A 24,288-nucleotide genomic window follows, 5' to 3' on the forward strand; every position below is an offset into this window, starting at 1 on the left:
GGCGGCCAGGCCCCCCGCCCCGATGTCGACTTCCCCGAGTTGTCATCCACCGGACTGCTTCTGTCCTCCCTGAAGCCAGCAGACCGTGCACTCCTGCCCGAGGGCACACCAGACCGAGAAGTCAGCATCGACCTGGGCGGGCAGATGATGCCGTATGAATGGAGCATTCTCACCGACGGCCAATCCTCCTCCGCGACCGTGCAGGAGGGCCAGCGCCTGCGGATGGTCATGCGCAACAGGACCATGATGCCCCATCCCATGCACATCCACGGCCACACGTGGGCGCTGCCCGGCAGCGGCGGGCTACGCAAGGACACCGTCCTTCTCCGCCACGGTGAAACCATGATCGCCGACCTGATCGCTGACAACCCCGGTGAGTGGGCATTTCACTGCCATAACGCCTATCACATGGAAACCGGGATGCTCAGCTCGCTTCGCTACGAGTAACCCCCACAGCAGGGTTGAGTGCCGAGTTGGGCGGGGGTGTACCCCGAGTAGTGGACACGGCGTTGGTGTCAGGGTTGAGCAGTGTGTGCCAGGAGTCGACGGGATTGAAGTATGCGTCTGCGCGCACGGCAGCAAATTCAATAATGCGGTCGTAGCGCTTGTTAAAGCCGGTGGTTTCGGTATCAATGACCGCAAAGACCGGCTTGCCCGGCATGCGTGGGGTGTAGCGGTTGAGGAGGTTTTCTAAAAAGCCCATGGCCTTAAGTCAAGAGGCCCATACCGACATGCCCGCCTAAACGCTATCGAACACTGCAACCAACGTGGATTTCTGTGGATAACCACTAAAGTGCCCCGAGTTTTTCCTAGGCATTTGCCTTGATTTCTATTATTGCTTGCGGCGGGTGCTGCTCCCAAAATTCGGTTTCGACCTCGACCGGGGTTCGGTATCCCAAGCTTTGGTGAAGCCTAGTCTCGTTCCACCATGACACCCACTCGAACGTCGCGATTTCTACCTCGACAACGTCATTCCACCTGCGAGTATGGATCAGCTCGTTCTTGTAGGAACCATCAACGTTTTCAGCCAGAGCATTGTCAAAAAAATCCCCGACAGTTCCGGTGGAAGCGGCAATCCCGTGCTGGGCAAGACGCTCGGTGTAGACCACGCTGACATACTGTGAGCCGTGATCCGAATGATGAATGAGACCTGTTGTTTCCTCAGCACACGCGATCGCCTGGTTGAGAGCTTGCAGCGGCAACGCTTGAAGTCCGCATCGAATCTGATAACGCCCACCCAACGATCCGTCGAGAGTAAACGTCGGTGACAAACGCGGCGTACACAAAGCTTTTCTTCGTGCGCACATACGTAATGTCAGACACCCACAGCTTGTTCGCTACCGATATTGGTTCCGTCACGGCGGAGAGCATGCCACATTTTCCGCACGCCGTAGATGCCGTAAATATCCCGATGGATAGCACCAATGCGTTCGACCAGCACAGCATCACGACGGCGGCGAGCACTTAATCCACGGGCCTTGGACTGGCGATACCCACGCGAGGTGATGAACCCACCAGCCCGGTTATTTTTCAACGTCTTACAGATGAACTCGACGGAAAATCTACTCCGGTATTCATCGATGAACCGGATCATTTCCGACGTTTTGGGTCGAGTTCCGACGCGAAAAAAGCTGAGGCAGCCTTTAAAAGTTCATTGGTGTCGCGTAGCTCTTGATTTTCACGGCGAAGCCTCGCGTTTTCGGCGGCCAGATCTTCAGGCACGGGTTCTGGGATGTTTCCCGCACGGCGGGCAGGCTTAAGTCCATTGACGGGCTGTGTGCCATGAAACCTCCAGCTTTGGGGCTACTGCCTGGCACGCGGCTTGCATCGATATGTTTTCCGCCAAGATGCGGTCTTCTACGAGACGGACCACACGGTCCTTCGCATCCTGGTCAAATTTCCTTGGCATGTTCCAGATTTTCCCATCTACTCAAACGGAACAAAACCTGGGACACTTCAGCTGGCGTTTGTTGGGTTGAACGTTATACCGCGAACGGGTCGTGCTCGGGGTCGCTGTTAACTTGGATTTCTAGGTCATGGGCGATTCTCTCCGCAAGTGGAGCGCCGAAGAAGTGGGAGACGAAGGCGACGGCCATATCTATACCCGCTGCCACACCGGACGACGTCCAGCGATCTCGGTCCTGCACCCATCGGGCAGAACTTTTCCAATCGATGTTGTTGCCGAAAGAGGCGGCCCAATCAAACGCAAGTTTATTGCTGGTGGCGGCGTATCCCTCTAGCAAGCCAGCTGCGGCCAGAACCGCCGAACCTGTGCATATGGAACAGACAAGTGAGGCGCAGCTCGCCATTTTGTAGATGCGGGCCAGGAAATCCGCATCTTCGACGAGAGCTCGCGTTCCTTGACCGCCCGGGATGATAACGGTGTCGCACACGAGGGAATCAAAGGTTGTGTTGGGGAGAATCTTCACACCTTGGGAGCTGGCTACCGGCTCCCTATCCGCGGATACAAACTTCACCTGCAGGCCAGGAACCTTGGAGAAAATCTCGGCAGGGCCGAAGACATCTAGCAGCTCAAATCCGTCGAAAAGAATAAACGCTACGTTCCGTGGTCGTTCGTTATTCATTAGCCCGCCCTCGAACCTGCTGCAGCTCTTCGTCCAGCAAGAATTGATCGATCGCGATGGCGGTGGCCACGCCTGTGCCCATCGCCTGAGAAACCTGGTCGGGGGAGCTGGTGACGTTACCGGCTGTCCATAGTCCGGCTTTGGAGGTCTTGCCATTGGGCTGTCGTACAACCCAGCCATTGTCGGATTCGCAGCCGGCGGCTAGCAGCAGTTGATCATTGGGGTGGAAATCCGGGCCGGTGAAGCACGCCTCGAAGGAGCGGGTAGTAGAGGCGGAGCCGCCAGCTTCGTTGGGATCGGTGGCGCTCACTAGAACTCCCGTTTCCGATTCTGGGTCGGGCTGTACGCCGGAGACGGGGGCGTCCATAAGAACAACACCGCGCTTTTCGAACAGTGCGCGGTCAGCTTCGTCAAGGGAGAGCCCGTTGGTGAAGAACGTAACGCGATCGGTCCACTTCCGCATCAGGTGCACCATGCGCGTTGTGAACCCGAGATTCCTTCCGCCGATGACGGCAAGGTCGCGCCCTCGGACCTCGTATCCGTGGCAATAGGGGCAGTGGAAAACTCGTGATCCCCAAAGCTCACTGAGTCCCGGGACGTCCGGCAGTTCGTCGGTAATGCCCGTTGCCATGAGTACTTGTCGAGCCGGAAACTGTCGTCCCTCAGCCGTAGTGGCCGTCCATGCGTTGTCTGTTTGCTCGAGTGAGGTGACCTCATCCTGGGTTACTTCACCGCCGAATGTAATGAATTCGTTGCGCCCTTGGTCGAGTAGTTCCATTGGGTTAGCCCCGTCGCGCCCCATGATCTGCCTCCTTCGAGGATTGTTACACTTGGCCACCGTACCTGCATGTTTGGTGCAATTCGCGCGACGGAAAGGTGGAGTATCGTGCAGACCTACTCTGAAAAGGCGATTCGGAAAAGCTTTATTAACTGCTCTAAGGGTGCCGCTGCGCGCATCAACATTCCGGCACACGTTCTGGGAGCGGATTGGGGGAGCCAGGTGTTTGTCAGTTGGACTGACCCCAAGGCGCCCCAGCGGGCATACCTCGTCGCGGAGACCGCGCAGGGTTTGCAGGGCCTCACCATGGAGATCCGTAAGGCCCCAACCGGCGGCGGGGCGCGTATGTGCCAGATTTGCCGCACGCTGCACCCTTCGAGTGGCGCCTCGCTGATGTCGATCGTCACCACGAAATCCGCGCAGGATAACTACGGCAGTATCGGTACGTACATGTGCAGTGACCTGGCGTGTGTGGATTATGTGCGCGGAACGAAGACCCCGGAGGGAACCACGCAGATGACGGAGACGCTGACGGTCGAGGAAAAGGAAGAGCGCGTACTCACCAACGTTCGTAGCCTTATCGCCAGTGTGGAAAATCGGCTGAAGAAGTAGAGGCTGCGGCGGAGCAGGCTAAGGGGGTGACTACTCAATAGTCACTCCGGTAACATAGGCCACCTGAAACGCCGGTGAAAGGAGCGTTAGGTGACGTACCCGCAAGGAAATGACGACCAGACTCGCATGTTCAACACGCAGGGCAATGGCGGTTATGGCGGCTACAACTCTGGCTACAACAACCAGCAGCAGTACCCGCAGGGTTATAACTCTGGCTACAACCAGCCCCAGCAAGACCCCCGCGAAGGCTTGCTGGCCGGTCGCTACGACGGCAAGAAGGTCGCGATGAACCTCATCGTCCTCGCTGTCCTAGCCGCAGCCGTCACTTTCGCCGCGGTCTTCATCGTGGACCTCCTGGTGAGCTTCATTCCGGGTGAAGCGTCCGCGGGCGTGGGACCTGCTGTACTAACTGGAGTGATTGCGGGCGTCATCGGCGTACTCGCCGGGCTCCTGTACATACCGGTTTCCGGTACGGGCAACGAGCACCTCTTTGGCATGGCCGTGATCGCGCTGGCATCAGTCGCCGCGATCGCATGGGTGCTCGCGGGCGGACTGCTAAGTGGCGACTGGGGGACGTTGGTCACGCTCACGGGGATTGTTTGCACCGCCGCAATCGCATACGTGGTGCCTACCCGCATCGAATCGGCTGCGGTCTACGGCCCGCGCCGATAAATCCACTGTTCCAGTGGATTTCCTTCGTGGAAAGCAATCCGAATCGGGAGCTGCTACTTTCCTTCGCTAATGCTGTTCCAGCGTAGGTTGGAGAAGCGGGCAAAACCTTGATCGTCGCTTATTAAAGTTGCCTCGTCTGCAATGACCGCGGCGGCAATCCATGCGTCGGGAATATCGTTACCGCAGAGTTTATGCAGTCGCACGATCTCGTCGAAGATGTCCCAAGAGGTGCTCGCGGGGTGCAAAAGCACTGCGTTGGGGGAAGCGAGAACTGAGTTGATGGCTCCTGTAGCCTGCTCCGGGGTGAGAGGCACTGCAAAAACCCGAGGGTTCGTCATGATTCGGATAAACCCGGTCGCAACCACGTCGAGTATTCCGACGGATTCTCGCTGAGAGAGCGCCTTCTGCAGCCACTCCTTAGCTCCATTGTGGCGGGGTGCGGAGGAGCTGAACGCGTTAATCAGAACATTGACATCAGGAACGATCATCGAGCGTCTCCCAGAGTGCATCTTTATCGTCGATGTCTACGAGCATGGGGCCGCAGTCGAACACTGGGAGAGAAGTGCCGTCTGTTTGTTGCGGGGGGTTTTCAGCTTGCTTAAGAGCCGTGCGAATTACCTCTTCCACGTAGGAACTCAAGGTGAGGTCGTTGAGCTTTGCTTGCTGTTTAGCCGCCTCTAGGACTTTCGAAGGAAGATTGATTGTGGTGCGCATGTACACAATAGTATTCCCCATCAAAGCATCAATCAAGGGGTGCAGTGATGCCTTTGCCTGGTGAGAGGCATTTTCTTGGTCTTAAGATGGCGGAATCCAGCCAGCAAGCGGATCTAAGAAGCCCCTTAAATTTCGTTATCAATCCGAGATTTTTTCGGAATTCGGCGCTTTTTCGGTTGACGCACCCCGGGGGAGAGTGCGTAAGTTTGCGTGCTTAGTGGCAGCCGCCCGGCAAACACCCGGGACGCGATACTTCGCGTAACTGCCAGCGTGCAGTCGCAAAGCGCGGCCGCGTAGACACCAAACAATCGATATGAGGCCAGCCACCCGGCCGGCTTCGCAGAAGGAGTTTTCGTCTACATGAATAAGTCCGTAAAGACCGCTTTCGCCCGCATCGGTATGGCCGCAGGCCTGGTTGCTGCTCCGGCAGCCGCCGCAGCTGTGGCAGCCCCGGCCGCACAGGCCGCACCGGTAAGCGCCTGGGATCAGGTTGCGCAGTGCGAGTCCGGTGGCAACTGGAGCATCAACACGGGCAACGGCTACTACGGCGGGCTGCAGTTCAGTGCTCAGACCTGGGCTGGCTTCGGCGGCACGAAGTACGCCCCGACCGCTAACCAGGCCACGAAGGCACAGCAAATCGAGATCGCCGAGAAGGTCCTGGCAAAGCAGGGCGCAGGCGCTTGGCCGAACTGCGGCAAGGTGCTCGGCTAATAGCTTGAGCTAGGTATCGGACTAACTTAAGCGTCCAGGTACCTTTCCGGAATATCTAGAGCCACCAGGTCCTCCCGGGACTTGGTGGATTTTTCTAGCGCTACCTTCACCACGTGGCGCATCTGATCCTCGGGATCGGGGATGCGGCGCTGTTCGGACATCAGCACGGTCAGGATCTCCGGCTGATCCTTGAAGCAGTGCCAGACCACGGCGTTTGCCAGCGATTCCAGCACTAGGCCGCGTGGCTGCAGGGCCTGCTTCGGACGGTCGGCGCGCTTGCCGCCACCACGCGGACGGACGTGCAGATCCTGTTGTCCGATACCCACGATGGAGCCGTCCTTGTTGTAAATAACGGAGGTATACGGCACGTTGCAGTAACCGTCCTCTTCGACGGTATCGGTGATCCAATTGATCAGCTCGGGCGTGAGGTCAACGTCCATGTATGCCCCACTGCGACCGGGCTTGAGGAATTGGAAGGTGCCGGTACGGGTCCAGGCCTCATACTCGGTGCCCAGGCGGCGGGCGATCAGGGTGCCGAACAGCACATCTGTCATAGAAAACAGCGTTCCGCCGAAAGCTGCGCCGTGCATGTTGGCGTTCCACCAACGCAGGTTCAGCTCGATGCGCGCGTGCTCCCAGTCTTCGGAGACGCGGGTCATCTTAATGCCGGAGCACAGCAGCGGTGGCCAGAGGTTCATCATGCGCCGCATGCGGTTCGGCTTCTCGATCATCTTGTCTGCGAAGGCCGGTACTGCCTTCATTTGTGCGCGGTAAATCTTCTTCAGAGGTTTCATGATGCGTTTATGCTACCGCGAGACCGCCAGCGGCAAGAAGGTATGAAAGTATTCTCTTTTTATTGACGCCCTTACGCCCGCGCCGCCTCGCACGCGTGATCGAAACTTAGGGCGGATTCTCGCCGGGGCTGTCCGGGGCAATTGCTAGCGTGTTGGACTATGAGCAAGAGGGTAAGTGGGCGTGTATCCGCCCGTGCAGCGGCGCTGCTAGTGGGCGTGAGTTTGCTGCTCGGTGGGTGCGCCGAGGGGGCGGAGTTCCTAGAGGGCGGAAGTTCGGCGTCACAAAGCTCGGAAGCACCGGTAGAACCGACCACAGAAACGGTGCCGGAACAGCCAGAACAATCCGAGCCCCCAGAGCAGCTAGAACCAGAGCAACAAGAGCAACCCGCAGCGCCGGAACGGTCGCTGCACCAGCAGAACTTGCTGGACCTGCTGGAGACGCTAGCAGTCAAGGGGCGCGCGCCGAAGACGGGTTACAGCCGCGACGAGTTCGGTCAGCGGTGGAAGGACATCGACCGCAACGGCTGCGACCAGCGTAACGACATCCTCGCGCGCGACCTCACCAACGTGGAGGCGCCGAAGGGCTGCAAAGTGCTCAGCGGTGACCTGCAGGATCCGTATACCGGCCAGCACATCCACTTCGTCCGTGGGCAGAAGACCAGCCAGGCGGTGCAGATCGACCACGTGGTGGCGTTGGCCGATGCTTGGCAAAAGGGCGCGCAGCAGCTTTCCCCGGAGCGGCGCGAGCAGTTCGCCAACGATCCGATGAACCTGTTGGCCGTCGACGGGCCGTCGAATATGCAAAAGGGTGCGGGCGATGCTGCGACGTGGCTGCCGGCGAACAAGGGTTTCCGCTGCACCTATGTCTCCATTCAGGTGCGTGTGAAGGCGGAGTACCAGCTGTGGGTCACGCAGGCAGAAAAGGAGGCGATCCAGCGCGAACTCGGTCGCTGCTAGCAGCCCACTACGAGGATGTGCGCAGAGGGCTTCCCAGTTGCCGGCCGCGAGGGCTGGAAACGCTGCGGTCGCCCGGCACCCAAAAGCGCAGCAAGGCATCCGCGTTCTTTGTGATCCCAATGCGCTTGCCACGGGTGATCTCTGGGATAGTCGTGCGCGGGGTCAGGGTAAACGGGGCAGAAGTGGGCGAGGTATCGCCTGCACCAGAAAACACTTGATCAACAGCCGAACCATTAAGGTCCAAGTTCAAACCGAGTGCTGCGCCCAGATTTCCCGGGCCACGCGCTAGTGCTTCATCCGCGGGCTTTGGGCCGCGCCGGGCGCGGGCAATATCGAGCCCCTCGATTACTTTCCCTGCGCGCAGCAGTACTCCTCCGGCCTCGCCGTTGGGGCTGCAGACCAGGTTTCCGGCACGGTGGATGCCGTAGCTGGCATACACGTAGAGGTGCTGGGGAGGGCCAAACATAACCTCGCAGCGAGGGGTGGGGCCTTTGAAGGCATGAGAGGCTTCGTCTGCAGTCCCTAGATAGGCCTCGACCTCGGTCAACTCGATAGCCACTCCGCCGTGGCGCAAGACCGCGCCCAGCAAAAGAGGGGCGACGACGTCGGCGGATTGAGTGAAATCGATTCTCTGTGCGCTTCGATCCATGTAGCCATTGTGGTGCTATTGCCCTAAACCCGCCAAGGTTGGCCCATTGTTGCCGAAAACTAGACTGCTTGGTCTATAATCGTTGAAACGATGCGCACCGGGCTGTGATTTCCCGGCGCTGAAAAGCACAAAGATGCGCTACCAAGCACTAGTTCGAAGAGGAGTTTCCATGGCCCACAACACAGATGCCATCCATGCAGGCTACGAGCCCGACGAGTTCATGGGCTCCATCAACGTGCCGATCTACGCCTCCACCACGTTCGCCCAGAATGCGCCGAACGATCTGCGCGGAGGCTACGAGTACGGTCGCGTGGCGAACCCCACCGTTGACTCGCTGGCCCGCACGATCGCTGCCCTCGAAGGTGGTGAGCACGGCCGCGTCTACGCTTCCGGCATGGCCGCCACCGACCACCTGCTGCGCGTGCTGCTGCGCCCCGGCGACCACCTGATCATGGGGCATGACGCCTACGGCGGCACATATCGCCTGATCGCGTCCGTTTTCAAGGACTGGAATGTGGACTTCACCGTGGTGGACACCACCGACCCCGAGGCCGTCCGTGCGGCGCTGACCTCGAAGACGAAGCTGGTGTGGCTGGAGACCCCGACGAACCCGCTGCTCGCCGTGACCGACATCGCTGCCATCGCCGAGGTGCTCGCCGACGAGTTTGGTAATGACGCCCTTACGCGCCCGAAGCTGATCGTGGATAACACCTTCTGCAGCCCCTACCTGCAGCGCCCCCTGGATCACGGCGCGGACGTGGTGCTGCACTCCACCACGAAGTACATCGGCGGGCACTCCGATGTGGTCGGCGGTGCGATCGTCAGCAACGATGCACAGCTGGACGAGGATCTGGATTTCCTACTCGGCGGCGCGGGTCCGATCGCCTCGCCTTTCGATGCCTACCTGAATGCCCGTGGTCTGAAGACCCTGGGTGTGCGGATGGATCGCCACTGCTCGAACGCACAGGCCATCGCGGAATTCTTGGATGAGCGGGAGGAAGTCGCCACCGTCCTGTACCCCGGTCTGCCACAGCACCCGGGACACGAGGTGGCCAAGCGCCAGTCCACCGGCAAGGGATTCGGCGGCATGATCTCCGTACGCTTCCACTCCGAGGAAGCGGCGCTGAAGTTCTGCCAATCCACCAAGCTGATCTGCCTGGCGGAGTCGCTGGGCGGTGTGGAATCGCTGCTGGAGCACCCGGCGACGATGACCCACCAGTCGGTTGCGGGCTCCCAGCTGGAGGTTCCGCGCGACCTGGTGCGCATCTCCATCGGCATTGAGGACCTGGAGGATCTGCTCGCAGATGTCGCGCAGGCGCTGGAGCAGCTTTAAACTACTGGACTTATGAAGTCCTTTTCTTCTTCCAAGTCCTTGACCGCACTGGCCACCGCAAGCGCCCTGACCATCAGCGCCGTCGCAGCCACCCCGGCGCAGGCTATCGCCCCGTCCGAGGGCAAGGGCTCCAGTACCGCCCCGATCACCCAGCCCGCCGACCCAGATTCCAACCCGAACAACCCGAAGGCCAACAACGAAGGCTCCCTAGCCGGCAGCATTGAATCCGCGAATCCGGGCGCCGAATGGCTGCTGAAGACCTTCCCGCTGGGCAGCACGGATCCCGCAGGTTCCCTAGGAAAAGATGCACCGCCGATCGCAGGCATTCTGGCCTGGGTCGGCGGCATCGTAGGTGCGGTTGCCCTGGGCGCGGCACTGGTAGGTGGCTACCAGCACGCCGTTCAGCAGGGTTGGATCCAACCGCTGTAAGGGGGCTAGGTGCTAGCCCGGTGCGGGTTAGGCGTCCTCGCTAACGCCGGGGTAACCAAGCTCGTCGAATACTTGCTTGACCTCGCCGGGCTTCGGGGCGATGAGCTTGGACTCTAGAACGATGTCCTTGTCCTTGTTGAAGATGAACACGATCGTGTTGCCCCTGTCCTTAACGTAGCCGGCGTATTCGTTCGGCTTGTCGTTCACGATCGTCGCGCCGCCGTCCTTGAATTCCTTCTCCTTGAGATCGATGTACTCCTTGTCGTTGATGAAGTCCACGTCCCAGTAGGCCCAGCCCGAACCTCGCACGCCCTTACAGTTCGCGCCGGTCATGTCGCGCTTCTCCTTGGAGGAGTCGTAGTACCGCAGGGTGAAGGTTCCGTCCTCGCACTTATTGACCAGGTCGTTGACCGTCTCAGGCATTGCATCCTTGTAGGTGGCGGGGAGGGAATCATCTGGCCCGCCGACGTCGCCCCTTTTCGCGGCGGTGGAGGTTGGCGCGCTCGATGTTTCGGAGGAAGTGGACTCCTCGGAGCTTTCCTCACTGGTCTCCTCGGTGTTCTCTTCGGAGTTGTCCTCAGTGTTTTCGTCGGCACCCTCGGATTGGGAGGTCGAGGTCTCGTCGGAATCGGACCCTTCATCATCCTTGGCCAGCAGGAAGTAGCCGCCTACCGCCAGGGCAATAACGACAGCGAGGGCAATGATGATGCCGATAACCTTGCCGGTGCCCCCGCCACCTCCGCCGGAGTTGAGGTCTTGACCATAGGCGCTGGCAGCACCGCCAGCGAAGGGGTTCTGGCCCGGTTGGCCGGGCTGTCCGGGCTGGCCGTAACCGCCCTGGCTAAAAGGATTCTGGCCGGACTGACCGTTTGCCCCAGGTTGGCCGTAGCCGCCTTGCGGGCCGGGCTGGCCATAACCCCCGGGCTGTGGCTGCTGTGCGCCGTATTGCTGGCCGCCCTGCGGCTGATTCTGGTTCGCGCCCCACTGGGTGGTCTCGTCACCTGGGTTGGAGCCGTTGTTGAAGGGGTTGTTCTCCCCGTTATTGCCGCCCTGGTTAGGCTGGTTATCGAATGGATTGTTGTTCGTCATGAGGGGACAGGTCCTTAACTCTCTGGAAACGTCATTTTCTGGGTATTAGGGGCCTGGGAAACTAATAGCGCCCTCTCTGTGTGAGGGGCGCCTTCCCGCGGCGCTCGGTAGGTCGAATGGTCCGACCCCCGCGGGATGTTCCGTTTCGTTATTCTTCTACTGAACAAGGGGTGAATAGCGGGGGGATGAATCCCCCTGCGATGAGGCTAAGGCTTCTCGTAGCCCAACTGGGTGAGGACCTCTTGCAGGGTGGACTCGTCTTCGAAGTACATCTTGGTTTCCATGGCGATGCCCTTCGACTTGTTCATGACGAATACGAACGGCTTGGAGTCGTCCATGAGGTAGCCCGCGAAGTTGTTCGGGTCATCGGACCAAATCTCAGCGCCCTGTTCCTTCACGTAGTCGATCTCTTCGGGCACGAACGCCGCATCACTAACGAAGTCGACCTTCTTGAACTCCCAGGCGGAATCCCATACGCCGGTGCACTGCATGCCCTTGACCTTGCGGTTGTTATCGCGGGCCAGCTCGTAGCTGCCGTTCTTGCAGTCGTACACCAGTTCCTGCATCTTCTTGGGCATCGCGTCGGCGTAGGTCTTGTCCATTGAATCATCCGGGCCGCCGATGTCGCCGGCCTTAGCGGGCTCCTTGGAGGAGGACGAGGTCTCTGAGGTGGAGGATTCCGTGCTGGATTCAGAGGAGCTCTCGCTGGTCTCTTCCGACGAGCCAGACTCTTCGGAGCTCGACGAGGAGCTGGAGGCATCCGTGCTCTCTTCGTCATCCTTACCCAGGAGGAAGTAGCCGCCAACAATCAGGCCGATTACGACAACTGCGGCGACGATGATGCCGATGATCTTGCCACCGTTGCCGCCGCCACCGTTACCTCCGGCGTTGCCTGGCTGGCCGTACGCGCCATAGGGCTGCGAGTTGAATGGGTTCTGCCCCGGCTGGCCCGGCTGGCCATAACCCTGCTGACCGAAACCTTGCTGGCCATAACCCTGCTGGCCCTGCTGGCCAAAGCCTTGCTGGTTTTGCTGACCGTAACCAGACTGACCCTGCTGACCGTAGCCCTGCTGACCGTGGTTCTGGCCGCCCGGGAACTGCTGATTGCCGTAGCCCTGTTGACCAAAGGGATTCTGGGGCTGATTCGGATTCTGGCCTGGGTTGTTCTGGGAACCGTCTCCGGATCCGGGGTAACCGCCTCCGTAATTATTAGTCATAAGAATTCCTTAAGGGTATGCCATAACCTTTACTAAAGGAAAAGGTTAATGCATAGCTTTCTCTATTGCAGTGTTCTGCAGGGATTGCCTCCAACCAGAAGTAAATAGCCCCCGCTGTCTGCGCTGGTCGCTACATTGGAATTCATGAGTTCTACTAATGCAGAGTCCACAAATGCACAGGCCACAAATGCACAGGCCACGCCCACCCCACCAACCAACTCCCGCGTCGCCGTCGTCACCGGCGCGAGCGCGGGCATCGGCGAGGCCACCGCTAAGCTGCTGGCCGCGGACGGCTGGCATGTGGTGCTGGCCGCGCGCCGTGCAGAAAAGCTAGAGCAGGTCGCGCAAACGATCGCCCAGGAGGGCGGCAAGGCTACGCCCCTTGTGCTGGATGTGACGGATAGGGCGTCAATAGATAACTTCACCGCAGCGCTTGCCGAGCTGACGGGCTCCAAGCTAGACCTGCTGGTCAACAACGCAGGTGGCGCGCGGGGGCTCGACCCTGTGCTGGAAGCCGATCCGGAGGATTGGCGCTGGATGTTCGAGGCGAACGTGATGGGCACCCTGGAGGTCACGCGCGCGCTGTTCGATCAGCTGCAGGTTGCGGACGCGCCGCAGGTAATCAACGTGGTTTCCGTTGCCGGTCGCGGCGCCTACCGCGGAGGTGCGGGTTACAACGCGGCGAAGTTCGGGCAGACCGCGCTGACCGACGTGATGCGCATGGAGTTCGCCGAGGCGGGCGTGCGCGTATGCCAGGTCGACCCGGGCCGGGTGGCCACTGACTTCAGCCTGAACCGCTTCAAGGGCGATGCCGAGCGCGCTGAGGAGGTTTACGCGGACAAGCTAAACCTACAGGCAGAGGACATCGGCGAGGCTATCCGCTGGATCGCGGATCGCCCCCGCCACATGGACGTGGAGTCCATCATGATCCGCCCGCTCGACCAGGTCTAAAGTTTGGCGCTCGGGATCTCGGCGGGTCTGTCGCGCCGGGTTCACCCCGGTAACCAGGGTTCTACTGGAAGGTGACGGCGGTGCCGGTCGCGCTGACCATCACCATGCCGCCCTGGCCCAGGGACTCGTAGTCTACGTCCACGCCGACGATGCCGTGCGCGCCCATCTCCAGCGCGCGATCCACCATCTCCTTCAGCGCGGACTCGCGAGCCTGCAGGATCTCGCCCTCGTATGCGGAGGAACGGCCACCGGTGATGTTGCGGAAGCCCGCGCCGATGTCCTTGAACATGTTGATACCGGCCACCGTCTCGCCCGAGACGATGCGCAGGTACTGCCCAATGGTGTGGCCCTCGACGGTGTTGGTGGTAGTGACGATCATGGCGTTGTTGGCCTTTCTGCGAGTTTTTTCTTAATGACGCCCACGTCTGCCGTGGCCGTGCTTATGCAACTGACTATAGAGGACTGCGTGGGTTGCGCGCGCGTGAAAACTTCAGTTGGTGGAGGGGTGGCGTCAACGGAATGTGGATCGAAGTGCACGTTTGCTCCGAGACTTAAGGACTGGCTAGAGTTATGGTAACCATTGCATAGGTCAGACAGGTGGGCGGAAAATGAGCTTAATCCAGATTTCGGAAGCAGCGACCAAGCTGGACGTTTCGGTAGACACGATCCGACGCTGGGAGAAAAAAGGTCTGGTAAAGGCTTACCGAAATGCTCGTGGTCAACGAGAGTTTGATTTCGATGAGATTGAACTTCTAGCAAAGAAACTTAGCGGGGAGTCTACTGGCCGAGGCTTTCAAGTCTTTGAAAGTAAACCGACCGGACGCACCGCTATCGATCTTTTCGCAGGTGCCGGGGGGACAGCGCTTGGTCTTGAAAATGCAGGATTTGAGCACGTTCTAGTTAATGAAATCGACAAATGGGCTGCGCAAACCCTACGAGCTAATCGTCCAGAATGGAATGTTGTCGAAGGTGACGTTCATGAACTCACATTTGACAATAGCTATCCGGATTTGGATCTTGTTGAGGGCGGGTTTCCATGCCAGGCATTTAGCTATGCAGGAAACAAGAAGGGCTTCGCGGACACCCGCGGTACTCTGTTTCACGAATTCGCACGGATCGTAGGGGAAACACGTCCGAAGGTGGCTATGGGCGAAAATGTTCGAGGGCTGCTAAAGCACGACAACGGGCGAACCTTGAGAACCATGATTGGAATCCTTCAAGATCTTGGTTACAAAGTGGCCTACAGATTGTTGCGAGCACAATACCTAGACGTGGCTCAGAAGCGTGAACGCTTGATTATTTTGGCAGTACGCGGAGATCTTGATCTGCCGGTTCTCTTCCCGAAGGAGAAAAACTACACGCTTTCCCTCAGGGAGACTATTTCTGATGTCCCGGCCGGGCCGGGAATGGAATACAACGACTGGAAGCACGAGGTGATGGAACGCGTTCCAGAAGGAGGAAACTGGCGCGACCTCCCCGAAGATATTCAGCGGTCGTATATGAAGGCAAGCTTCTTCCTAGGCGGCGGGAAAACTGGGATGGCTCGTAGGCTTTCCTGGGATGAACCGTCTTTGACGCTTACATGTAATCCAGCGCAGAAGCAGACGGAGCGATGCCACCCGAGTGAAACGAGGCCATTGAACGTGCGAGAGTATGCACGCATTCAGTCCTTCCCCGATGAGTGGGATTTCCAGGGAAGTGTTTCGCAGCAGTACAAGCAAATTGGCAACGCTGTGCCAGTGAATTTGGCCTACCACGTCGGAATCGGTATCCAAGCGATGCTTGACGGTGAAGTACCCGAGGGCTACGAAGAGGCTAAGCCTGAGGAAAAGGTACTAGCGACTATCTTCGACTAGTGCCGACCGGGGTGGAAGGCTCTTCTGTATCGATTGGTCGATATAGACATCAGTGATCAAACTGGTTTGGTCTATATCCAAGTCAGAGGGATCTTGAATGATTTTTTTAAGGATCGCAGGGAGTGCATGGAGTAACTGGTTCAGTGCGTCGGGCTCTCCCGTTACGAGATGGTAGGCAGTGGTGCCATCAATACAGCGAATATATGGTAGTTGATTGCGACCGGAAACCTTCCAGGGGCGGTCGTATGATTCCTGAGTTTTCGGGACAATCTGAATCAGATATGCGACGCATTGAGAACTTCCACCCCTTGAGTTGACTGCGTCCTTTAGTTTGTCCCAGGTCTTGGCTTCATCCGAGGCCTTAATCGTGTTGTAGCGCATCTTTACTTCTGCCACGACATTGCGATCCCCAGCCAGGGGAACCTTCTCATCAGAGTAGATGTCGAAAACTCCACCGCTGCTTCCGGAATCGTTCCAACCATGGGCTGCTCCAAGAACTGCCTGATGAAAATCACCGATAGCATTCTGCAGGGTTTTTACGATTGATACATCGTCAGCGATACGAATTACGTCTTTATAAGGCATGTCAAGCAATGCATTGAGTGCGATGACGAGCGTTGGATCCGTCTGGAGATTCTTCTTTTGCTTAGCCTTGATTCTTCTAATGGCTCCCGCAAAGCTCTTGCGGGCGATAGCTTCGACTTTGTCCTTTGTAATCCAGTCGATCGTCCAAGTTGTCGTATCCGACATGTGCGCCTCCGGTCTTAGCCAATATTCAGCTTTGAGTTTACTGGCCGGAGAACAAAATGTGCTGTTTTCTGGCCCGGCTAGTCTGGGGGCATGGTCACCGTGATCGCCAGCCCGCAGTCCACCTCCGATGCTCTCCAACCGCTGAAGTTGGAGGATCTGCCGGAGGGTCTTGTCGCCACAGTGCGCGGCGCCAAGTACGTGGAGGTGTTCACCGGGGCGGGCATGTCCGCCGATTCCGGTTTGGATACCTTCCGCGACGCGCAGACCGGCATCTGGTCGCATGTTGATCCCCGGGCGATGGCCACCTTGGATTCCTGGGCGAAGGATCCCGAGCCCATGCTTGCCTGGTATCTGTGGCGGGCGGTGCTATGCCGCCGCGCAGAGGCAAACGCGGGGCACCGGGCGATAGGTGAGTGGGCGGAACGAGGGGGCGTCACCGTACATGTAACAACCCAGAACATCGACGACCTGCACGAGCGTGGCGGCAGTAAGAACGTGGCGCATCTGCACGGCAGCCTGTTTAGTTACCGCTGCAGCATCTGCAGTAAGCCCGCGCGGATGCCGGATCTGCCCGAGAAGCAGGTGGAGCGAGCCACGCCGCCGACGTGCTCGCTGTGTGGGAACCCGGTGCGACCGGGCGTGGTGTGGTTCGGCGAGCCGCTGCCGCACCGCGAGTGGCAAGCCGCCGAGGAGGCAATGCGGGCGGCGGATCTGGTGGTGATCATTGGCACGTCGGGCGTGGTGTGGCCCGCCGCAGGCCTGCCCGCGATCGCGGCCCAGCGCGGCACGCCCATCGTGGAGATCTCGCCCGCGCGCACCGACCTAACGGATATGTGCACATGGTCTCTGCGCACCACCGCGGCGAACGGGGCGCCGCTGCTGGTGGAGGCTGCGGAGGGCGCCGACTAGCGTTAGCCCGACTAGCGCCCGCTAGTTCTGCGGATTCGGCGGAGCCTGCTGGTTGTTCTTCGGCATTAGGCCGGCGTTCATCGGCGGAATCTTGTGGTTCGGGTCGAACATCTGCGCCTCGATCTCCGGAGCCAGCGTCTCCGCGAAGATGTTGTTGAAGTGGTGCGCATCGCGGTAGACCGCCATGTTGCCGATGATGGACGGGCACCAATCCTCGCGGCAGATCGCGGCCGTCAGATCCATGAGGGTCACGTCCATACCCTTGTACGCCTCGATGGAGGGATCCACAGGCAGCAGGGAATCCCAGACGCTCTGGCCGCACTCGGCGTTGATGGCTAGCACCTCGTCGAAGTTCGGGCGGCCGGGGTTAGCTAGGCCGGGGAAGTCCTCGTTCTCCGCAACCTCGCCTTGCTTGCCTTCCATCATCTCGGCAACGCAGGCGCGCATGTCGCGGGGTGCACCCTTGTCAGTGGTCTGCCACGGGTTATCGCGCATCAGCCAGCTGTGGATGCCCTGGTTCGTGAAGCTCTGCACCAGATCCCTGTACTCCTGCGGCACTTGCTCCGGGCCAGCGCCGCCGATCGAAGTTGGGCGCGTACCGGTCATGAAGATGCCCTCTGTCGGCGGATTCTCCTTGATGTAGTCCACGACCTTCTCCGACCAACTGAGGCAGGAGGGGTACTCTTCGCCATTGACGCGCGTGATCTTGGCGTTTACCGGGCAGCCCATCTTCAGCAGCGGGATCATCTTCACGTGCCGGTTGCGGCCCACGATGTCCAGCGCCGGAATGTAGTGCTCGGAGTGCGAGCCGCCGATCACATAGATGGTCTTGTCGGAATTGACGTCGCCATACGCGCATTCCTCGTCGGAACGGTTGAAATTCTTCGTCAGGATCAAAGCATCGCTATCGAAACCGATCTGGCAACCATCGGGCTGCGTTGGCGGCAGCAGGGCGTGGAAGTCCTCCAGCGGCGGCACGATTGGCATGTTCTCCGGCACGGGGGCGTTCACCAGGAAGCTCGCCGCGCCGGGGTAGATCGACCTATCTGCGGCCAGGTCCCACAGCTGATCGCTGTTCACATCCTCGCGGTGTTGTAGATACTTTGGTGACGCCACCACAGACCCAGCGAGCACCAGAATCAGTACGGCGTAGACGGCCTTCGGCCAGGCGGACAGGGACTTTGCCCAGTACTTCGGGCTGAGCAGCACCCAGTTACGCTCGGGCTTCTTGCCTTGGCGCAGGGGGCGCTCGATCAGCTTGTTGGAGAGCCAGGCCAGCACCACGCTGGCTGCGATCACGGCTGCACCCAGGGCGGGGCTGACCTTGGGAACGTTGAAGTAGTAGACGCACAGCACCAGAATCGGCCAGTGCCAGACGTACAGGGCGTAGCTGATGCGGCCCAGGAATTGGAATGGGCGCGTCAACAGTAGTCGGGTCACGCCGACGGGCTCGCCGGAGTGGCCGGAAAGAACCACCAGCAGGGCGCCGCCCAGCGGGAGCAGCGTCCACGGGCCGGGGAACTGGTCCGCGCCGTCCAGGAAGAGGCCGGTGCTGATGATCATGCCCAGGCCGACAATGCCCATCACGGTGCGGGTCCAGCGGCCCATCGGGCGCAGCACCGGATTGCCGTTCGCGTCGCGGCGTAGCAACAGCATGCCCAGCAGGCCACCCAGGCCAATCTCCCAGAAGCGGCTCAGCGTGGAGTAGTAGTTGATGGTCTGGTCTTCAAAGTGGAAGTACGTGGCGTAGGCGAAAGAAAGCACCGTCGCGGCGGTGAGCACAACCAGTAGGGCCGGGCGTGCGTACTTCCGGAAGATGAGGGCAAGCAGGGTAACGACCACCAGGGATGCTACGTAAATCTGCAGCTGCGCCGACATGGACCACAGGTGTTGGAAAGGGCTGACGGTGGTGCGCACAGAGGTGTATTCACGGCCGGAGTACGCCAGCTGCCAGTTGATGTAGTAGCCCAGGGAAGCCACTGCATCCTTTGCCATCTGCACGTGCACCAGGCGATTCATTAGAAGTAGCGAAGCCGCCAACACGCTGGCGACTACCACTGCCAGCAGCGGGAATAGTCGCCGGATGATGCGGATCAGCGACTGAATGAAGGTAAGCCCCTTCGGGTTCTGCGCGTTGCGCAGCTGGCTGCCGAAGAAGAAGATGCCGCCGAGCAGCAAGAAAACGTCCACGCCGGAGCTGACTTTGCCGACGAAGACGTGGAAGATCACGACCAGGCCGATGGCCAGACCGCGCAGGCCTTCGATGTCGTAGCGCATCGTGCTGGAACGTGCGCCGGACTTAGCTGGTTGTTTTGCCTTTGTGGCGTTCGACTGCTCTGCCTTCTTGGCTGCGTTATCGTCCGCCGAAGAATTTCCCTGTGCCATAACTCGGATAAGTCTATTGAGCAGCGGGAAAAATATCGAAACGACTCACCCGAGAAGGCGCAAAGCGAAGCGGCGATCACACTTGGCCACCACAGGGGGCTATTCGAAGTGCACGTCCTCCAAAGACAGCGCTTCCGCAGCGCTGGCCTGGTTACGGGCAGTTTCTACATAGCGCGCCGCGTGGGCGATGAAGCCCTGGCGCTCTTCCTCCGTCAGTTCGCGGCGCACCTTCGCGGGCAGGCCAGCGGCCAAGAATCCCGCCGGAATCTGCTGCCCCTCCAGCACCACTGCACCTGCGGCGACGAGGCTGCCACTTCCAATAGTGGAACCCGATAGCAGTGCCGATTGCATGCCAATCAGTGTTCCCGCCCCCACATGCGAGGAGTGAACCAGCGCCTGGTGGCCGATGGTCACATCGTCCTCCAGCACGCATTCTTGGCCACGCTCCACGTGCATCACGGAGTTATCCTGCACGTTCGTCCGCTCGCCGATGCGGATCGCGCCCACGTCACCGCGCAGCACGCACCCGTAGAACACGGAGGAATCCGCCCCGATTTCCACATCCCCAATGATCGTCACGCCTGGGGAGATCATCGCGCTGCGGTGGATCCTCGGCGTCTTGCCCTGATACGGAAGGATAATCGGTGCTGCATGCATGTTTCCCACCCTAACTATTTTTGGACGCCCACGCTTCCCTTTGCCTGGAATACCCCATCCAACCCTGCAGGGTCGGTAGCGTTGACACCATGAGCGAGAACGTCACCAGCGAAAAACCAGTAACGGTCCTCGTCGTCCACCACAGTCCGACCGCGAAGGCGCAGAAACTCGCCGACACGGTACTCGCGGCAGCGCGCGCCGCCGCGGAGGAAGTGAACGCCGAGCTGGGCGAAGCCGCAGGCGGGGAGCCAGGCGAGGGCGCAGGCCAGCCCGCCGTGCAGGTGCTGGAACGCCAGGCCCTGGAGCCGGATGTGGAGGAGCTCCGCGAAGCAGACGCTGTAATCCTGGGCACCACCGCCAACTTCGGATACATCTCCGGAGCCCTGAAGCACTACTTCGACACGGTCTACGTGCCCGTCCTCGAAGAGAAGAAAGCCACCCCGACCAGCTGGTGGATCCGGGGTGGCTACGATACGACGGGCGCGGAGAAAGCCATGCGCTCCATTCTCACGGGGCTGGAATGGGAAACGGTGGCTGAACCCGTCGAGTTCACGGGAGATATTGAACCCCACCTGGCGGAGCTAGAGGCGATGGCTCAGGCGGTGGTGGGCCAGGCTGTGGCGTCAATAATTTAAAGAGCTCTAAAGATAGAGCTCGTTAGCGCAGGTCGGACAGGACACACGCAGCGCCTGCGGCGGCGGTGGTGACGGTCAGAACAGCAGGCCAGGCGCCGATCTTCTTAGCCAGCGGGTGGGAAAGGCCAAACGCGGCAAGGTATCCGGCGGTCAGGCCCGTGGCAACACCCGCGCCAGCCTTAGCGTTCCAAGAGCGGGCAGCGTAGCCACCTGCAGCGGCCAGAATCACGCCACCTAGTGGGCGAATACCCGTCTCGCGGGCGGTCAGCCAGCCACCGACCAGGCCAGCGATGACGACGGACGCGGTGTTGACTTCCTTAGCGGGCTTCAGGGAGGCGGTGGGCTTGAGCTTGTTCAGCTGATTCTTCTTCGACATGCCCATAACTCTACGCGGGTATAAGGGGAGCAGTTTCGCAAATGAATCAGAAGTAGGACTAGGGTGGCAACCAGACCCAACTACTTTGCCAATCCAAAACCATGAGGAGGCATCTGTTCCATGGTTGAATGCATCGATACCCGGTTAACCAGACTATGGGGAATCGATAAGCCCATCATTGGGGCTCCGATGGCGGGACGCTCCGACGGCAACCTGGCAGCCGCCGTGAGCCGTGCCGGCGGATTGGGGATGTTCGGCGCAGGCGCGGGAACCAAACCCGAATGGATCCTGGAGAATGCACGTATCGCCGCAGAGGCTGGCCCCTACGGAATCGGCCTGATGGTGTGGGCGCTGGAAGACAATCCGGCCCAGTTCGATGCAGTGTTAGAGGCCAAGCCGAAGGTGGTAAGCCTGGGCTTCGGCGACCCCAAGCCCTACGTGGACCGCGCCCACCAGGCGGGGATCTCCGTAGTGGCTCCCATCAACACCATGGCGCAGTTGCGTCAGGCACTGGCCGCGGGTGTAGACGCCGTGTGTGTACAGGGAACGGACGCCGGCGGGCACACCGGCCGCATCGGTACGCTGCCGCTGCTGCAGATCGTGATGGAATACATGCAGGTCAACGCGCCGGGTGTGCCGATCGCTGCCGCGGGTGGCATCGCCACAGGCAGGGGCGTGGCCTCCGTGTTGGTGGCAGGCGCTGACGCAGCATGGGTTGGCACCGCACTGCTGGCCTCCCCGGAAGCCGCCGGGGCGCCTGAGCTGCGACAGGCTGCGATCAAGGCCACGGCCAGCCGGACCGTGCTGACCGACATCTACGACCGCGCCGAAAAGCAAAAGTGGGATACGGAGCAGTGGCCCACCCGCACCGTGCGCAATGCATTCGTGGATGTGTATCGCCCGCTGTCCGAAGCGGGGGAGGTCACCGACGAGGAACTGATCGCGGCCCGCGCCGAGGGCGGGGACTTTGCCGACGAGCTGAAGCTGCATGCGGGGCAGGGCGTGGAACTGCTGCGGGCAGAGGTGCCCGCCGGTGAGGTCGTACAGGGTATGTACGACGAAGCGCTGCACTGCCTCGGCCGTTTCTCCTAGAGAGGAAACCGCATGGACATCGACCGCGTGTACAACTGGCGCGACCGACAGCGCCAAGGTCTGTATTTAGTGGACCGGTTGTGGCCTAGGGGCGTCAAGAAAGAAAGCCTAGATTTGGCCGGCTGGCCGAAAGAACTAACGCCCAGCAGCGACCTGCGCCGAGAGTTCCACAATGGCTTGAGCTTTGCTGAGTTCCGTGAGAAGTACGTGGCGGAGCTGGAGGAACGGAAAGCCGCAGGGGAACTGGACGATGCCCTGACCGAATTGCGCGACTACCAGGAGCGGGCGGCCGATGAAGGCGCTCCGGAACTCCTGCTGCTGTATGCCGCGAAAGAAAAAGAGCACAACCATGCGGTTGTGCTCCGAGATTGGCTGGCACCCCAGCTGGAGAGCTAAGGCGCCGGCTAACTAGCCGGTCGCGCTAGAGGCGCTGGCGCGACAGGAAGTTCCAAACCTCCTGGGAAGCATCCGGAACGCGGTTCCAGGTGTGGTTCTGCGGGTTCAGGATCAGCTGCAGCTCCTTGCGGGCGCAGGGGAACACGTGGCGCTCGCCGCCCCGGATGTGGGTGACGCGCGGCGGGTAGCCACAGCCGTTACGCTTCGCGTAGCTACCCACCAGGTCGCGAACAGCCAGGTAGTGGGCGCCGTTGTGGCGGTAGCCACCGTTGATCTTCATCATCGTGTCGCCACGGCCATGCATGATCAGGAACGGGATCGCGCGGTTCTTGCAGCCCATGTTCACCGGATCGTAGTAAGCACCGCCGACGGCAGCGGCGCCAGCGAAGACGTGCGGCAGGTGGCAAGCCACGACGGCAGTCATGCCGCCGCCGTTGGAGTGACCGGTGGCGTAGATGCGGCCACGGTCGATGTTGTAAGTACGGTCGATCTCATCGATGATCTGCAGAATGAACTTCAGATCAGTGCCGCCCTTCACCACTGCGTAAGGGGCACCCTCCCAGCCGTGCTTGATGGACTCCGGGAAGATCTTGATGGCCTGCTGGCGAGCACCGGTCTCGTACAGGCGGGAGTAGCGGCGGAAGTTCTCCGGGGTATCGCGCCAGCCGTCGAAGCCGAAGATCACCGGAGTGGGGCGCGCCGGGTTGTAGTGCGTCGGCATCTCCAAGATGTAGCGACGGTTGTAGCCGGCGGAACGGGTGTACACGCTGGTCTGGTGGCCGTTGCCAACACGCGGGGCAGGCTTGGCCGTGTTGACGCGCTGCGGGCCAGCCGGCTTACCCGGAGCCGGGGGCTGGAGCATGCGCTGCAGGTCAGCGGAGCCAGCGGGCAGCGGCGGTAGCTCCGGCATGGGAGGCAGCTGCGGCATGGGAGGCAGCTGGGGGACAGAGCCCTGCGGGGCAGCGTTTGCCTCCGGGGCGTTGTAGGTAGCAACGCCCGCGGTTCCGAACGCGGTGGCCAGCACCAGCGACAGCGCTACAGCAATGCGCTGAAAGTAAGACAAGAAGGAACTAAGAGATCGATTCACGAACGTGACTATACATATATGTGAAGAAGCTGCCAATTGGATTGGGGAAATCTGGGTACGTGGAGTTCTCGCCGTAGAGTTTCCTGCTCACGATTGGTAGACTGGGCAGCATGATTACTGAAACTTTTGCGGCAAACACTTTCCTACTCGCTGAAGGCTCTGCAGTTCCGCCATTGGGCATGATCGGCTGGGTTATCATCGGTGGCCTGGCTGGTTGGATCGGTTCCAAGATCATGGGTACCGACGAGCAGATGGGCTTCTTCCTTAACATCATCGTCGGCATTATCGGCGGCTTCCTGGGCGGCTGGGTCCTCGGCCTGCTGGGAGTCGGCAGCGGCGGCTGGATCTGGAGCTTCCTGACCTGCCTGTTGGGCGCCTGCATCCTGATCTTCATTGTCGGTCTGGTCACCGGAAAGCGCAAGAAGTAAGCAACCGTAATAGGCTGGAGCTGGGGTTTAGTCAGCCAGCAACATAGAAAGCGCACCTTCGCCCAAGCGTGCGCTTTCATTTTCTAGGCCCAAGCCCAGCCACATTACGAGAAGCAGGATAACGAGCGCGCAGATGATAAGAATCAGCGTGCCAATAAAGAAATAGGAGCGGAAAGGGCCACTTTTGGACTCTTTCTGCAGAGGCGCCTCAACCGTCGGTTGGGGG

Annotated in this window: 33 protein-coding genes and 1 pseudogene; 14 read left to right on the forward strand and 20 right to left on the reverse strand. The window is 60.1% G+C overall.

All coding sequences use genetic code 11. The features are described 5' to 3' along the window. On the forward strand, positions 1-447 hold a 447-nt coding region (locus Q0331_RS03750), incomplete at its 5' end, for a multicopper oxidase domain-containing protein (protein WP_298075003.1). Here the strand turns inward: Q0331_RS03750 and Q0331_RS03755 are convergent. The 7 genes and pseudogenes from Q0331_RS03755 to Q0331_RS03770 all read right to left on the reverse strand — a co-directional run bounded on the left by Q0331_RS03755 (position 425) and on the right by Q0331_RS03770 (position 3,387). Beyond that, entirely contained in the window at positions 425-703 is a 279-nt protein-coding gene (locus tag Q0331_RS03755; RefSeq protein ID WP_298075005.1) for a 3'-5' exonuclease, read from the reverse strand. The two genes, Q0331_RS03750 and Q0331_RS03755, sit on opposite strands and share 23 nt — an antisense overlap. A gap of 106 nt (positions 704-809) precedes the next feature. Further along, positions 810-1,202 carry an integrase core domain-containing protein gene (locus tag Q0331_RS10795; protein WP_367274953.1) on the reverse strand — a complete coding sequence of 131 codons (393 nt, stop codon included), beginning with the start codon at positions 1,200-1,202 and terminating at the stop codon, positions 810-812. Beyond that, complete coding sequence (locus Q0331_RS10800) at positions 1,162-1,371, reverse strand: DDE-type integrase/transposase/recombinase (protein WP_367274954.1); 210 nt, start codon at positions 1,369-1,371, stop codon at positions 1,162-1,164. Before Q0331_RS10800 ends, Q0331_RS10795 begins: the two co-directional genes overlap by 41 nt. Then, entirely contained in the window at positions 1,316-1,594 is a 279-nt protein-coding gene (locus Q0331_RS10805; protein WP_367274955.1) for an IS3 family transposase, read from the reverse strand. The genes Q0331_RS10800 and Q0331_RS10805 overlap by 56 nt, the downstream gene beginning before the upstream one ends. A gap of 162 nt (positions 1,595-1,756) precedes the next feature. Then, positions 1,757-1,955 (reverse strand): annotated as a pseudogene (locus Q0331_RS10810) (hypothetical protein). 27 nt (positions 1,956-1,982) lie between these two features. Further along, positions 1,983-2,585, reverse strand: a complete 603-nt coding sequence (locus tag Q0331_RS03765) for a DJ-1/PfpI family protein (protein ID WP_298075007.1) — start codon at positions 2,583-2,585, stop codon at positions 1,983-1,985. Then, positions 2,578-3,387, reverse strand: coding sequence for an NAD(P)/FAD-dependent oxidoreductase (locus Q0331_RS03770; RefSeq protein ID WP_298075009.1), 810 nt, complete (start codon positions 3,385-3,387; stop codon positions 2,578-2,580). The genes Q0331_RS03765 and Q0331_RS03770 overlap by 8 nt, the downstream gene beginning before the upstream one ends. 84 nt (positions 3,388-3,471) lie before the next feature. On the opposite strand from Q0331_RS03770, the gene Q0331_RS03775 reads away from it, so the two are divergent. Both Q0331_RS03775 and Q0331_RS03780 read left to right on the forward strand, forming a co-directional pair. Next, positions 3,472-3,975, forward strand: a complete 504-nt coding sequence (locus Q0331_RS03775; protein WP_298075011.1) for an FBP domain-containing protein — start codon at positions 3,472-3,474, stop codon at positions 3,973-3,975. 90 nt (positions 3,976-4,065) lie between these two features. Next, on the forward strand, positions 4,066-4,647 hold the full coding sequence (locus tag Q0331_RS03780) for a hypothetical protein (RefSeq protein ID WP_298075013.1): 582 nt from the start codon (positions 4,066-4,068) through the stop codon (positions 4,645-4,647). A 53-nt stretch (positions 4,648-4,700) separates the two neighbouring features. Here the strand turns inward: Q0331_RS03780 and Q0331_RS03785 are convergent, their stop codons facing one another. Continuing rightward, the gene (locus tag Q0331_RS03785; RefSeq protein ID WP_298075015.1) at positions 4,701-5,135 is read right to left on the reverse strand and encodes a TA system VapC family ribonuclease toxin; all 435 of its coding nucleotides are present in this window, start codon (positions 5,133-5,135) and stop codon (positions 4,701-4,703) included. Beyond that, positions 5,122-5,361, reverse strand: coding sequence for a hypothetical protein (locus Q0331_RS03790; protein ID WP_296216027.1), 240 nt, complete (start codon positions 5,359-5,361; stop codon positions 5,122-5,124). The genes Q0331_RS03785 and Q0331_RS03790 overlap by 14 nt, the downstream gene beginning before the upstream one ends. A gap of 360 nt (positions 5,362-5,721) precedes the next feature. On the opposite strand from Q0331_RS03790, the gene Q0331_RS03795 reads away from it, so the two are divergent. Then, positions 5,722-6,072 carry a transglycosylase family protein gene (locus tag Q0331_RS03795; RefSeq protein WP_298075017.1) on the forward strand — a complete coding sequence of 117 codons (351 nt, stop codon included), beginning with the start codon at positions 5,722-5,724 and terminating at the stop codon, positions 6,070-6,072. A 26-nt stretch (positions 6,073-6,098) separates the two neighbouring features. On the opposite strand, the gene Q0331_RS03800 is transcribed toward Q0331_RS03795, so the two are convergent. Beyond that, positions 6,099-6,866 carry a PaaI family thioesterase gene (locus Q0331_RS03800; protein WP_298075019.1) on the reverse strand — a complete coding sequence of 256 codons (768 nt, stop codon included), beginning with the start codon at positions 6,864-6,866 and terminating at the stop codon, positions 6,099-6,101. A gap of 321 nt (positions 6,867-7,187) precedes the next feature. Here Q0331_RS03800 and Q0331_RS03805 point away from each other — a divergent pair, with 321 nt between their 5' ends. After that, complete coding sequence (locus Q0331_RS03805; protein WP_298075051.1) at positions 7,188-7,823, forward strand: HNH endonuclease family protein; 636 nt, start codon at positions 7,188-7,190, stop codon at positions 7,821-7,823. Positions 7,824-7,830: 7 nt separating this feature from the next. Here the strand turns inward: Q0331_RS03805 and Q0331_RS03810 are convergent, their stop codons facing one another. After that, the gene (locus tag Q0331_RS03810; protein ID WP_298075021.1) at positions 7,831-8,472 is read right to left on the reverse strand and encodes a DNA-3-methyladenine glycosylase; all 642 of its coding nucleotides are present in this window, start codon (positions 8,470-8,472) and stop codon (positions 7,831-7,833) included. A 169-nt stretch (positions 8,473-8,641) separates the two neighbouring features. Between Q0331_RS03810 and Q0331_RS03815 the strand changes: the two genes are divergently transcribed. Together Q0331_RS03815 and Q0331_RS03820 are read left to right on the forward strand one after the other, a co-directional pair. Further along, the gene (locus Q0331_RS03815; RefSeq protein ID WP_298075022.1) at positions 8,642-9,805 is read left to right on the forward strand and encodes a cystathionine gamma-synthase; all 1,164 of its coding nucleotides are present in this window, start codon (positions 8,642-8,644) and stop codon (positions 9,803-9,805) included. 12 nt (positions 9,806-9,817) lie between these two features. After that, positions 9,818-10,234, forward strand: a complete 417-nt coding sequence (locus tag Q0331_RS03820) for a hypothetical protein (protein WP_298075023.1) — start codon at positions 9,818-9,820, stop codon at positions 10,232-10,234. Between the two features lie 27 nt (positions 10,235-10,261). Here Q0331_RS03820 and Q0331_RS03825 read toward each other — a convergent pair whose 3' ends face one another. Both Q0331_RS03825 and Q0331_RS03830 read right to left on the reverse strand, forming a co-directional pair. After that, positions 10,262-11,323, reverse strand: a complete 1,062-nt coding sequence (locus Q0331_RS03825) for a hypothetical protein (protein WP_298075024.1) — start codon at positions 11,321-11,323, stop codon at positions 10,262-10,264. Between the two features lie 206 nt (positions 11,324-11,529). Further along, positions 11,530-12,540: a hypothetical protein gene (locus tag Q0331_RS03830; protein ID WP_298075026.1), complete on the reverse strand. Its 1,011-nt coding sequence runs from the start codon at positions 12,538-12,540 to the stop codon at positions 11,530-11,532. Positions 12,541-12,684: 144 nt separating this feature from the next. Here Q0331_RS03830 and Q0331_RS03835 point away from each other — a divergent pair, with 144 nt between their 5' ends. Beyond that, entirely contained in the window at positions 12,685-13,491 is an 807-nt protein-coding gene (locus tag Q0331_RS03835) for an SDR family oxidoreductase (protein ID WP_298075028.1), read from the forward strand. 61 nt (positions 13,492-13,552) lie between these two features. Here the strand turns inward: Q0331_RS03835 and Q0331_RS03840 are convergent, their stop codons facing one another. Beyond that, positions 13,553-13,870, reverse strand: a complete 318-nt coding sequence (locus tag Q0331_RS03840; protein ID WP_035003371.1) for a YbjQ family protein — start codon at positions 13,868-13,870, stop codon at positions 13,553-13,555. 229 nt (positions 13,871-14,099) lie between these two features. Between Q0331_RS03840 and dcm the strand changes: the two genes are divergently transcribed. Then, the gene (gene dcm / locus Q0331_RS03845) at positions 14,100-15,347 is read left to right on the forward strand and encodes a DNA (cytosine-5-)-methyltransferase (protein WP_298075030.1); all 1,248 of its coding nucleotides are present in this window, start codon (positions 14,100-14,102) and stop codon (positions 15,345-15,347) included. Here the strand turns inward: dcm and Q0331_RS03850 are convergent. Continuing rightward, complete coding sequence (locus Q0331_RS03850) at positions 15,327-16,097, reverse strand: Eco47II family restriction endonuclease (RefSeq protein ID WP_298075032.1); 771 nt, start codon at positions 16,095-16,097, stop codon at positions 15,327-15,329. The two genes, dcm and Q0331_RS03850, sit on opposite strands and share 21 nt — an antisense overlap. A 90-nt stretch (positions 16,098-16,187) precedes the next feature. On the opposite strand from Q0331_RS03850, the gene Q0331_RS03855 reads away from it, so the two are divergent. After that, on the forward strand, positions 16,188-17,006 hold the full coding sequence (locus tag Q0331_RS03855; protein ID WP_298075034.1) for an NAD-dependent deacylase: 819 nt from the start codon (positions 16,188-16,190) through the stop codon (positions 17,004-17,006). Between the two features lie 21 nt (positions 17,007-17,027). Here the strand turns inward: Q0331_RS03855 and Q0331_RS03860 are convergent, their stop codons facing one another. Further along, positions 17,028-19,391 (reverse strand): acyltransferase family protein, encoded by a 2,364-nt coding sequence (locus Q0331_RS03860; protein ID WP_298075036.1) that lies wholly within the window; start codon positions 19,389-19,391, stop codon positions 17,028-17,030. Positions 19,392-19,490: 99 nt separating this feature from the next. Then, the gene (locus tag Q0331_RS03865; RefSeq protein WP_298075038.1) at positions 19,491-20,048 is read right to left on the reverse strand and encodes a gamma carbonic anhydrase family protein; all 558 of its coding nucleotides are present in this window, start codon (positions 20,046-20,048) and stop codon (positions 19,491-19,493) included. Between the two features lie 89 nt (positions 20,049-20,137). Here Q0331_RS03865 and Q0331_RS03870 point away from each other — a divergent pair, with 89 nt between their 5' ends. Next, positions 20,138-20,683 carry an NAD(P)H-dependent oxidoreductase gene (locus tag Q0331_RS03870; protein ID WP_298075040.1) on the forward strand — a complete coding sequence of 182 codons (546 nt, stop codon included), beginning with the start codon at positions 20,138-20,140 and terminating at the stop codon, positions 20,681-20,683. 22 nt (positions 20,684-20,705) lie between these two features. Here the strand turns inward: Q0331_RS03870 and Q0331_RS03875 are convergent, their stop codons facing one another. Then, positions 20,706-21,059 (reverse strand): hypothetical protein, encoded by a 354-nt coding sequence (locus Q0331_RS03875; protein WP_035003382.1) that lies wholly within the window; start codon positions 21,057-21,059, stop codon positions 20,706-20,708. Between the two features lie 120 nt (positions 21,060-21,179). Here Q0331_RS03875 and Q0331_RS03880 point away from each other — a divergent pair, with 120 nt between their 5' ends. Continuing rightward, positions 21,180-22,151 carry a nitronate monooxygenase family protein gene (locus Q0331_RS03880; RefSeq protein ID WP_298075043.1) on the forward strand — a complete coding sequence of 324 codons (972 nt, stop codon included), beginning with the start codon at positions 21,180-21,182 and terminating at the stop codon, positions 22,149-22,151. A gap of 12 nt (positions 22,152-22,163) precedes the next feature. Further along, positions 22,164-22,547, forward strand: coding sequence for a DUF488 domain-containing protein (locus Q0331_RS03885; RefSeq protein ID WP_298075045.1), 384 nt, complete (start codon positions 22,164-22,166; stop codon positions 22,545-22,547). 25 nt (positions 22,548-22,572) lie between these two features. Here Q0331_RS03885 and Q0331_RS03890 read toward each other — a convergent pair whose 3' ends face one another. Next, entirely contained in the window at positions 22,573-23,634 is a 1,062-nt protein-coding gene (locus Q0331_RS03890) for a PHB depolymerase family esterase (RefSeq protein WP_298075047.1), read from the reverse strand. A 110-nt stretch (positions 23,635-23,744) separates the two neighbouring features. On the opposite strand from Q0331_RS03890, the gene Q0331_RS03895 reads away from it, so the two are divergent. Next, on the forward strand, positions 23,745-24,062 hold the full coding sequence (locus Q0331_RS03895; RefSeq protein ID WP_298075048.1) for a GlsB/YeaQ/YmgE family stress response membrane protein: 318 nt from the start codon (positions 23,745-23,747) through the stop codon (positions 24,060-24,062). A gap of 27 nt (positions 24,063-24,089) precedes the next feature. Here Q0331_RS03895 and Q0331_RS03900 read toward each other — a convergent pair. Further along, positions 24,090-24,288, reverse strand: a 199-nt coding sequence (locus tag Q0331_RS03900; RefSeq protein WP_298075050.1) for a hypothetical protein, incomplete at its 5' end; no start/stop codon positions are given.

Origin of the sequence: uncultured Corynebacterium sp., from assembly GCF_937999985.1 — a bacterium.
Classification (GTDB): domain Bacteria; phylum Actinomycetota; class Actinomycetes; order Mycobacteriales; family Mycobacteriaceae; genus Corynebacterium.

Coding starts and splice junctions, on each gene's coding strand:
- Q0331_RS03755 (WP_298075005.1), bottom strand. CDS start 703: ATGGGCTTTTTAGAAAACCTCCTCAACCGCTACACCCCACGCATGCCG.
- Q0331_RS10800 (WP_367274954.1), bottom strand. CDS start 1,371: ATGCTCTCCGCCGTGACGGAACCAATATCGGTAGCGAACAAGCTGTGG.
- Q0331_RS10805 (WP_367274955.1), bottom strand. CDS start 1,594: ATGATCCGGTTCATCGATGAATACCGGAGTAGATTTTCCGTCGAGTTC.
- Q0331_RS03765 (WP_298075007.1), bottom strand. CDS start 2,585: ATGAATAACGAACGACCACGGAACGTAGCGTTTATTCTTTTCGACGGA.
- Q0331_RS03770 (WP_298075009.1), bottom strand. CDS start 3,387: ATGGGGCGCGACGGGGCTAACCCAATGGAACTACTCGACCAAGGGCGC.
- Q0331_RS03785 (WP_298075015.1), bottom strand. CDS start 5,135: ATGATCGTTCCTGATGTCAATGTTCTGATTAACGCGTTCAGCTCCTCC.
- Q0331_RS03790 (WP_296216027.1), bottom strand. CDS start 5,361: ATGCGCACCACAATCAATCTTCCTTCGAAAGTCCTAGAGGCGGCTAAA.
- Q0331_RS03795 (WP_298075017.1), top strand. CDS start 5,722: ATGAATAAGTCCGTAAAGACCGCTTTCGCCCGCATCGGTATGGCCGCA.
- Q0331_RS03800 (WP_298075019.1), bottom strand. CDS start 6,866: ATGAAACCTCTGAAGAAGATTTACCGCGCACAAATGAAGGCAGTACCG.
- Q0331_RS03810 (WP_298075021.1), bottom strand. CDS start 8,472: ATGGATCGAAGCGCACAGAGAATCGATTTCACTCAATCCGCCGACGTC.
- Q0331_RS03815 (WP_298075022.1), top strand. CDS start 8,642: ATGGCCCACAACACAGATGCCATCCATGCAGGCTACGAGCCCGACGAG.
- Q0331_RS03820 (WP_298075023.1), top strand. CDS start 9,818: ATGAAGTCCTTTTCTTCTTCCAAGTCCTTGACCGCACTGGCCACCGCA.
- Q0331_RS03825 (WP_298075024.1), bottom strand. CDS start 11,323: ATGACGAACAACAATCCATTCGATAACCAGCCTAACCAGGGCGGCAAT.
- Q0331_RS03830 (WP_298075026.1), bottom strand. CDS start 12,540: ATGACTAATAATTACGGAGGCGGTTACCCCGGATCCGGAGACGGTTCC.
- Q0331_RS03835 (WP_298075028.1), top strand. CDS start 12,685: ATGAGTTCTACTAATGCAGAGTCCACAAATGCACAGGCCACAAATGCA.
- Q0331_RS03840 (WP_035003371.1), bottom strand. CDS start 13,870: ATGATCGTCACTACCACCAACACCGTCGAGGGCCACACCATTGGGCAG.
- dcm (WP_298075030.1), top strand. CDS start 14,100: ATGAGCTTAATCCAGATTTCGGAAGCAGCGACCAAGCTGGACGTTTCG.
- Q0331_RS03850 (WP_298075032.1), bottom strand. CDS start 16,097: ATGTCGGATACGACAACTTGGACGATCGACTGGATTACAAAGGACAAA.
- Q0331_RS03855 (WP_298075034.1), top strand. CDS start 16,188: ATGGTCACCGTGATCGCCAGCCCGCAGTCCACCTCCGATGCTCTCCAA.
- Q0331_RS03860 (WP_298075036.1), bottom strand. CDS start 19,391: ATGGCACAGGGAAATTCTTCGGCGGACGATAACGCAGCCAAGAAGGCA.
- Q0331_RS03865 (WP_298075038.1), bottom strand. CDS start 20,048: ATGCATGCAGCACCGATTATCCTTCCGTATCAGGGCAAGACGCCGAGG.
- Q0331_RS03870 (WP_298075040.1), top strand. CDS start 20,138: ATGAGCGAGAACGTCACCAGCGAAAAACCAGTAACGGTCCTCGTCGTC.
- Q0331_RS03875 (WP_035003382.1), bottom strand. CDS start 21,059: ATGTCGAAGAAGAATCAGCTGAACAAGCTCAAGCCCACCGCCTCCCTG.
- Q0331_RS03880 (WP_298075043.1), top strand. CDS start 21,180: ATGGTTGAATGCATCGATACCCGGTTAACCAGACTATGGGGAATCGAT.
- Q0331_RS03885 (WP_298075045.1), top strand. CDS start 22,164: ATGGACATCGACCGCGTGTACAACTGGCGCGACCGACAGCGCCAAGGT.
- Q0331_RS03895 (WP_298075048.1), top strand. CDS start 23,745: ATGATTACTGAAACTTTTGCGGCAAACACTTTCCTACTCGCTGAAGGC.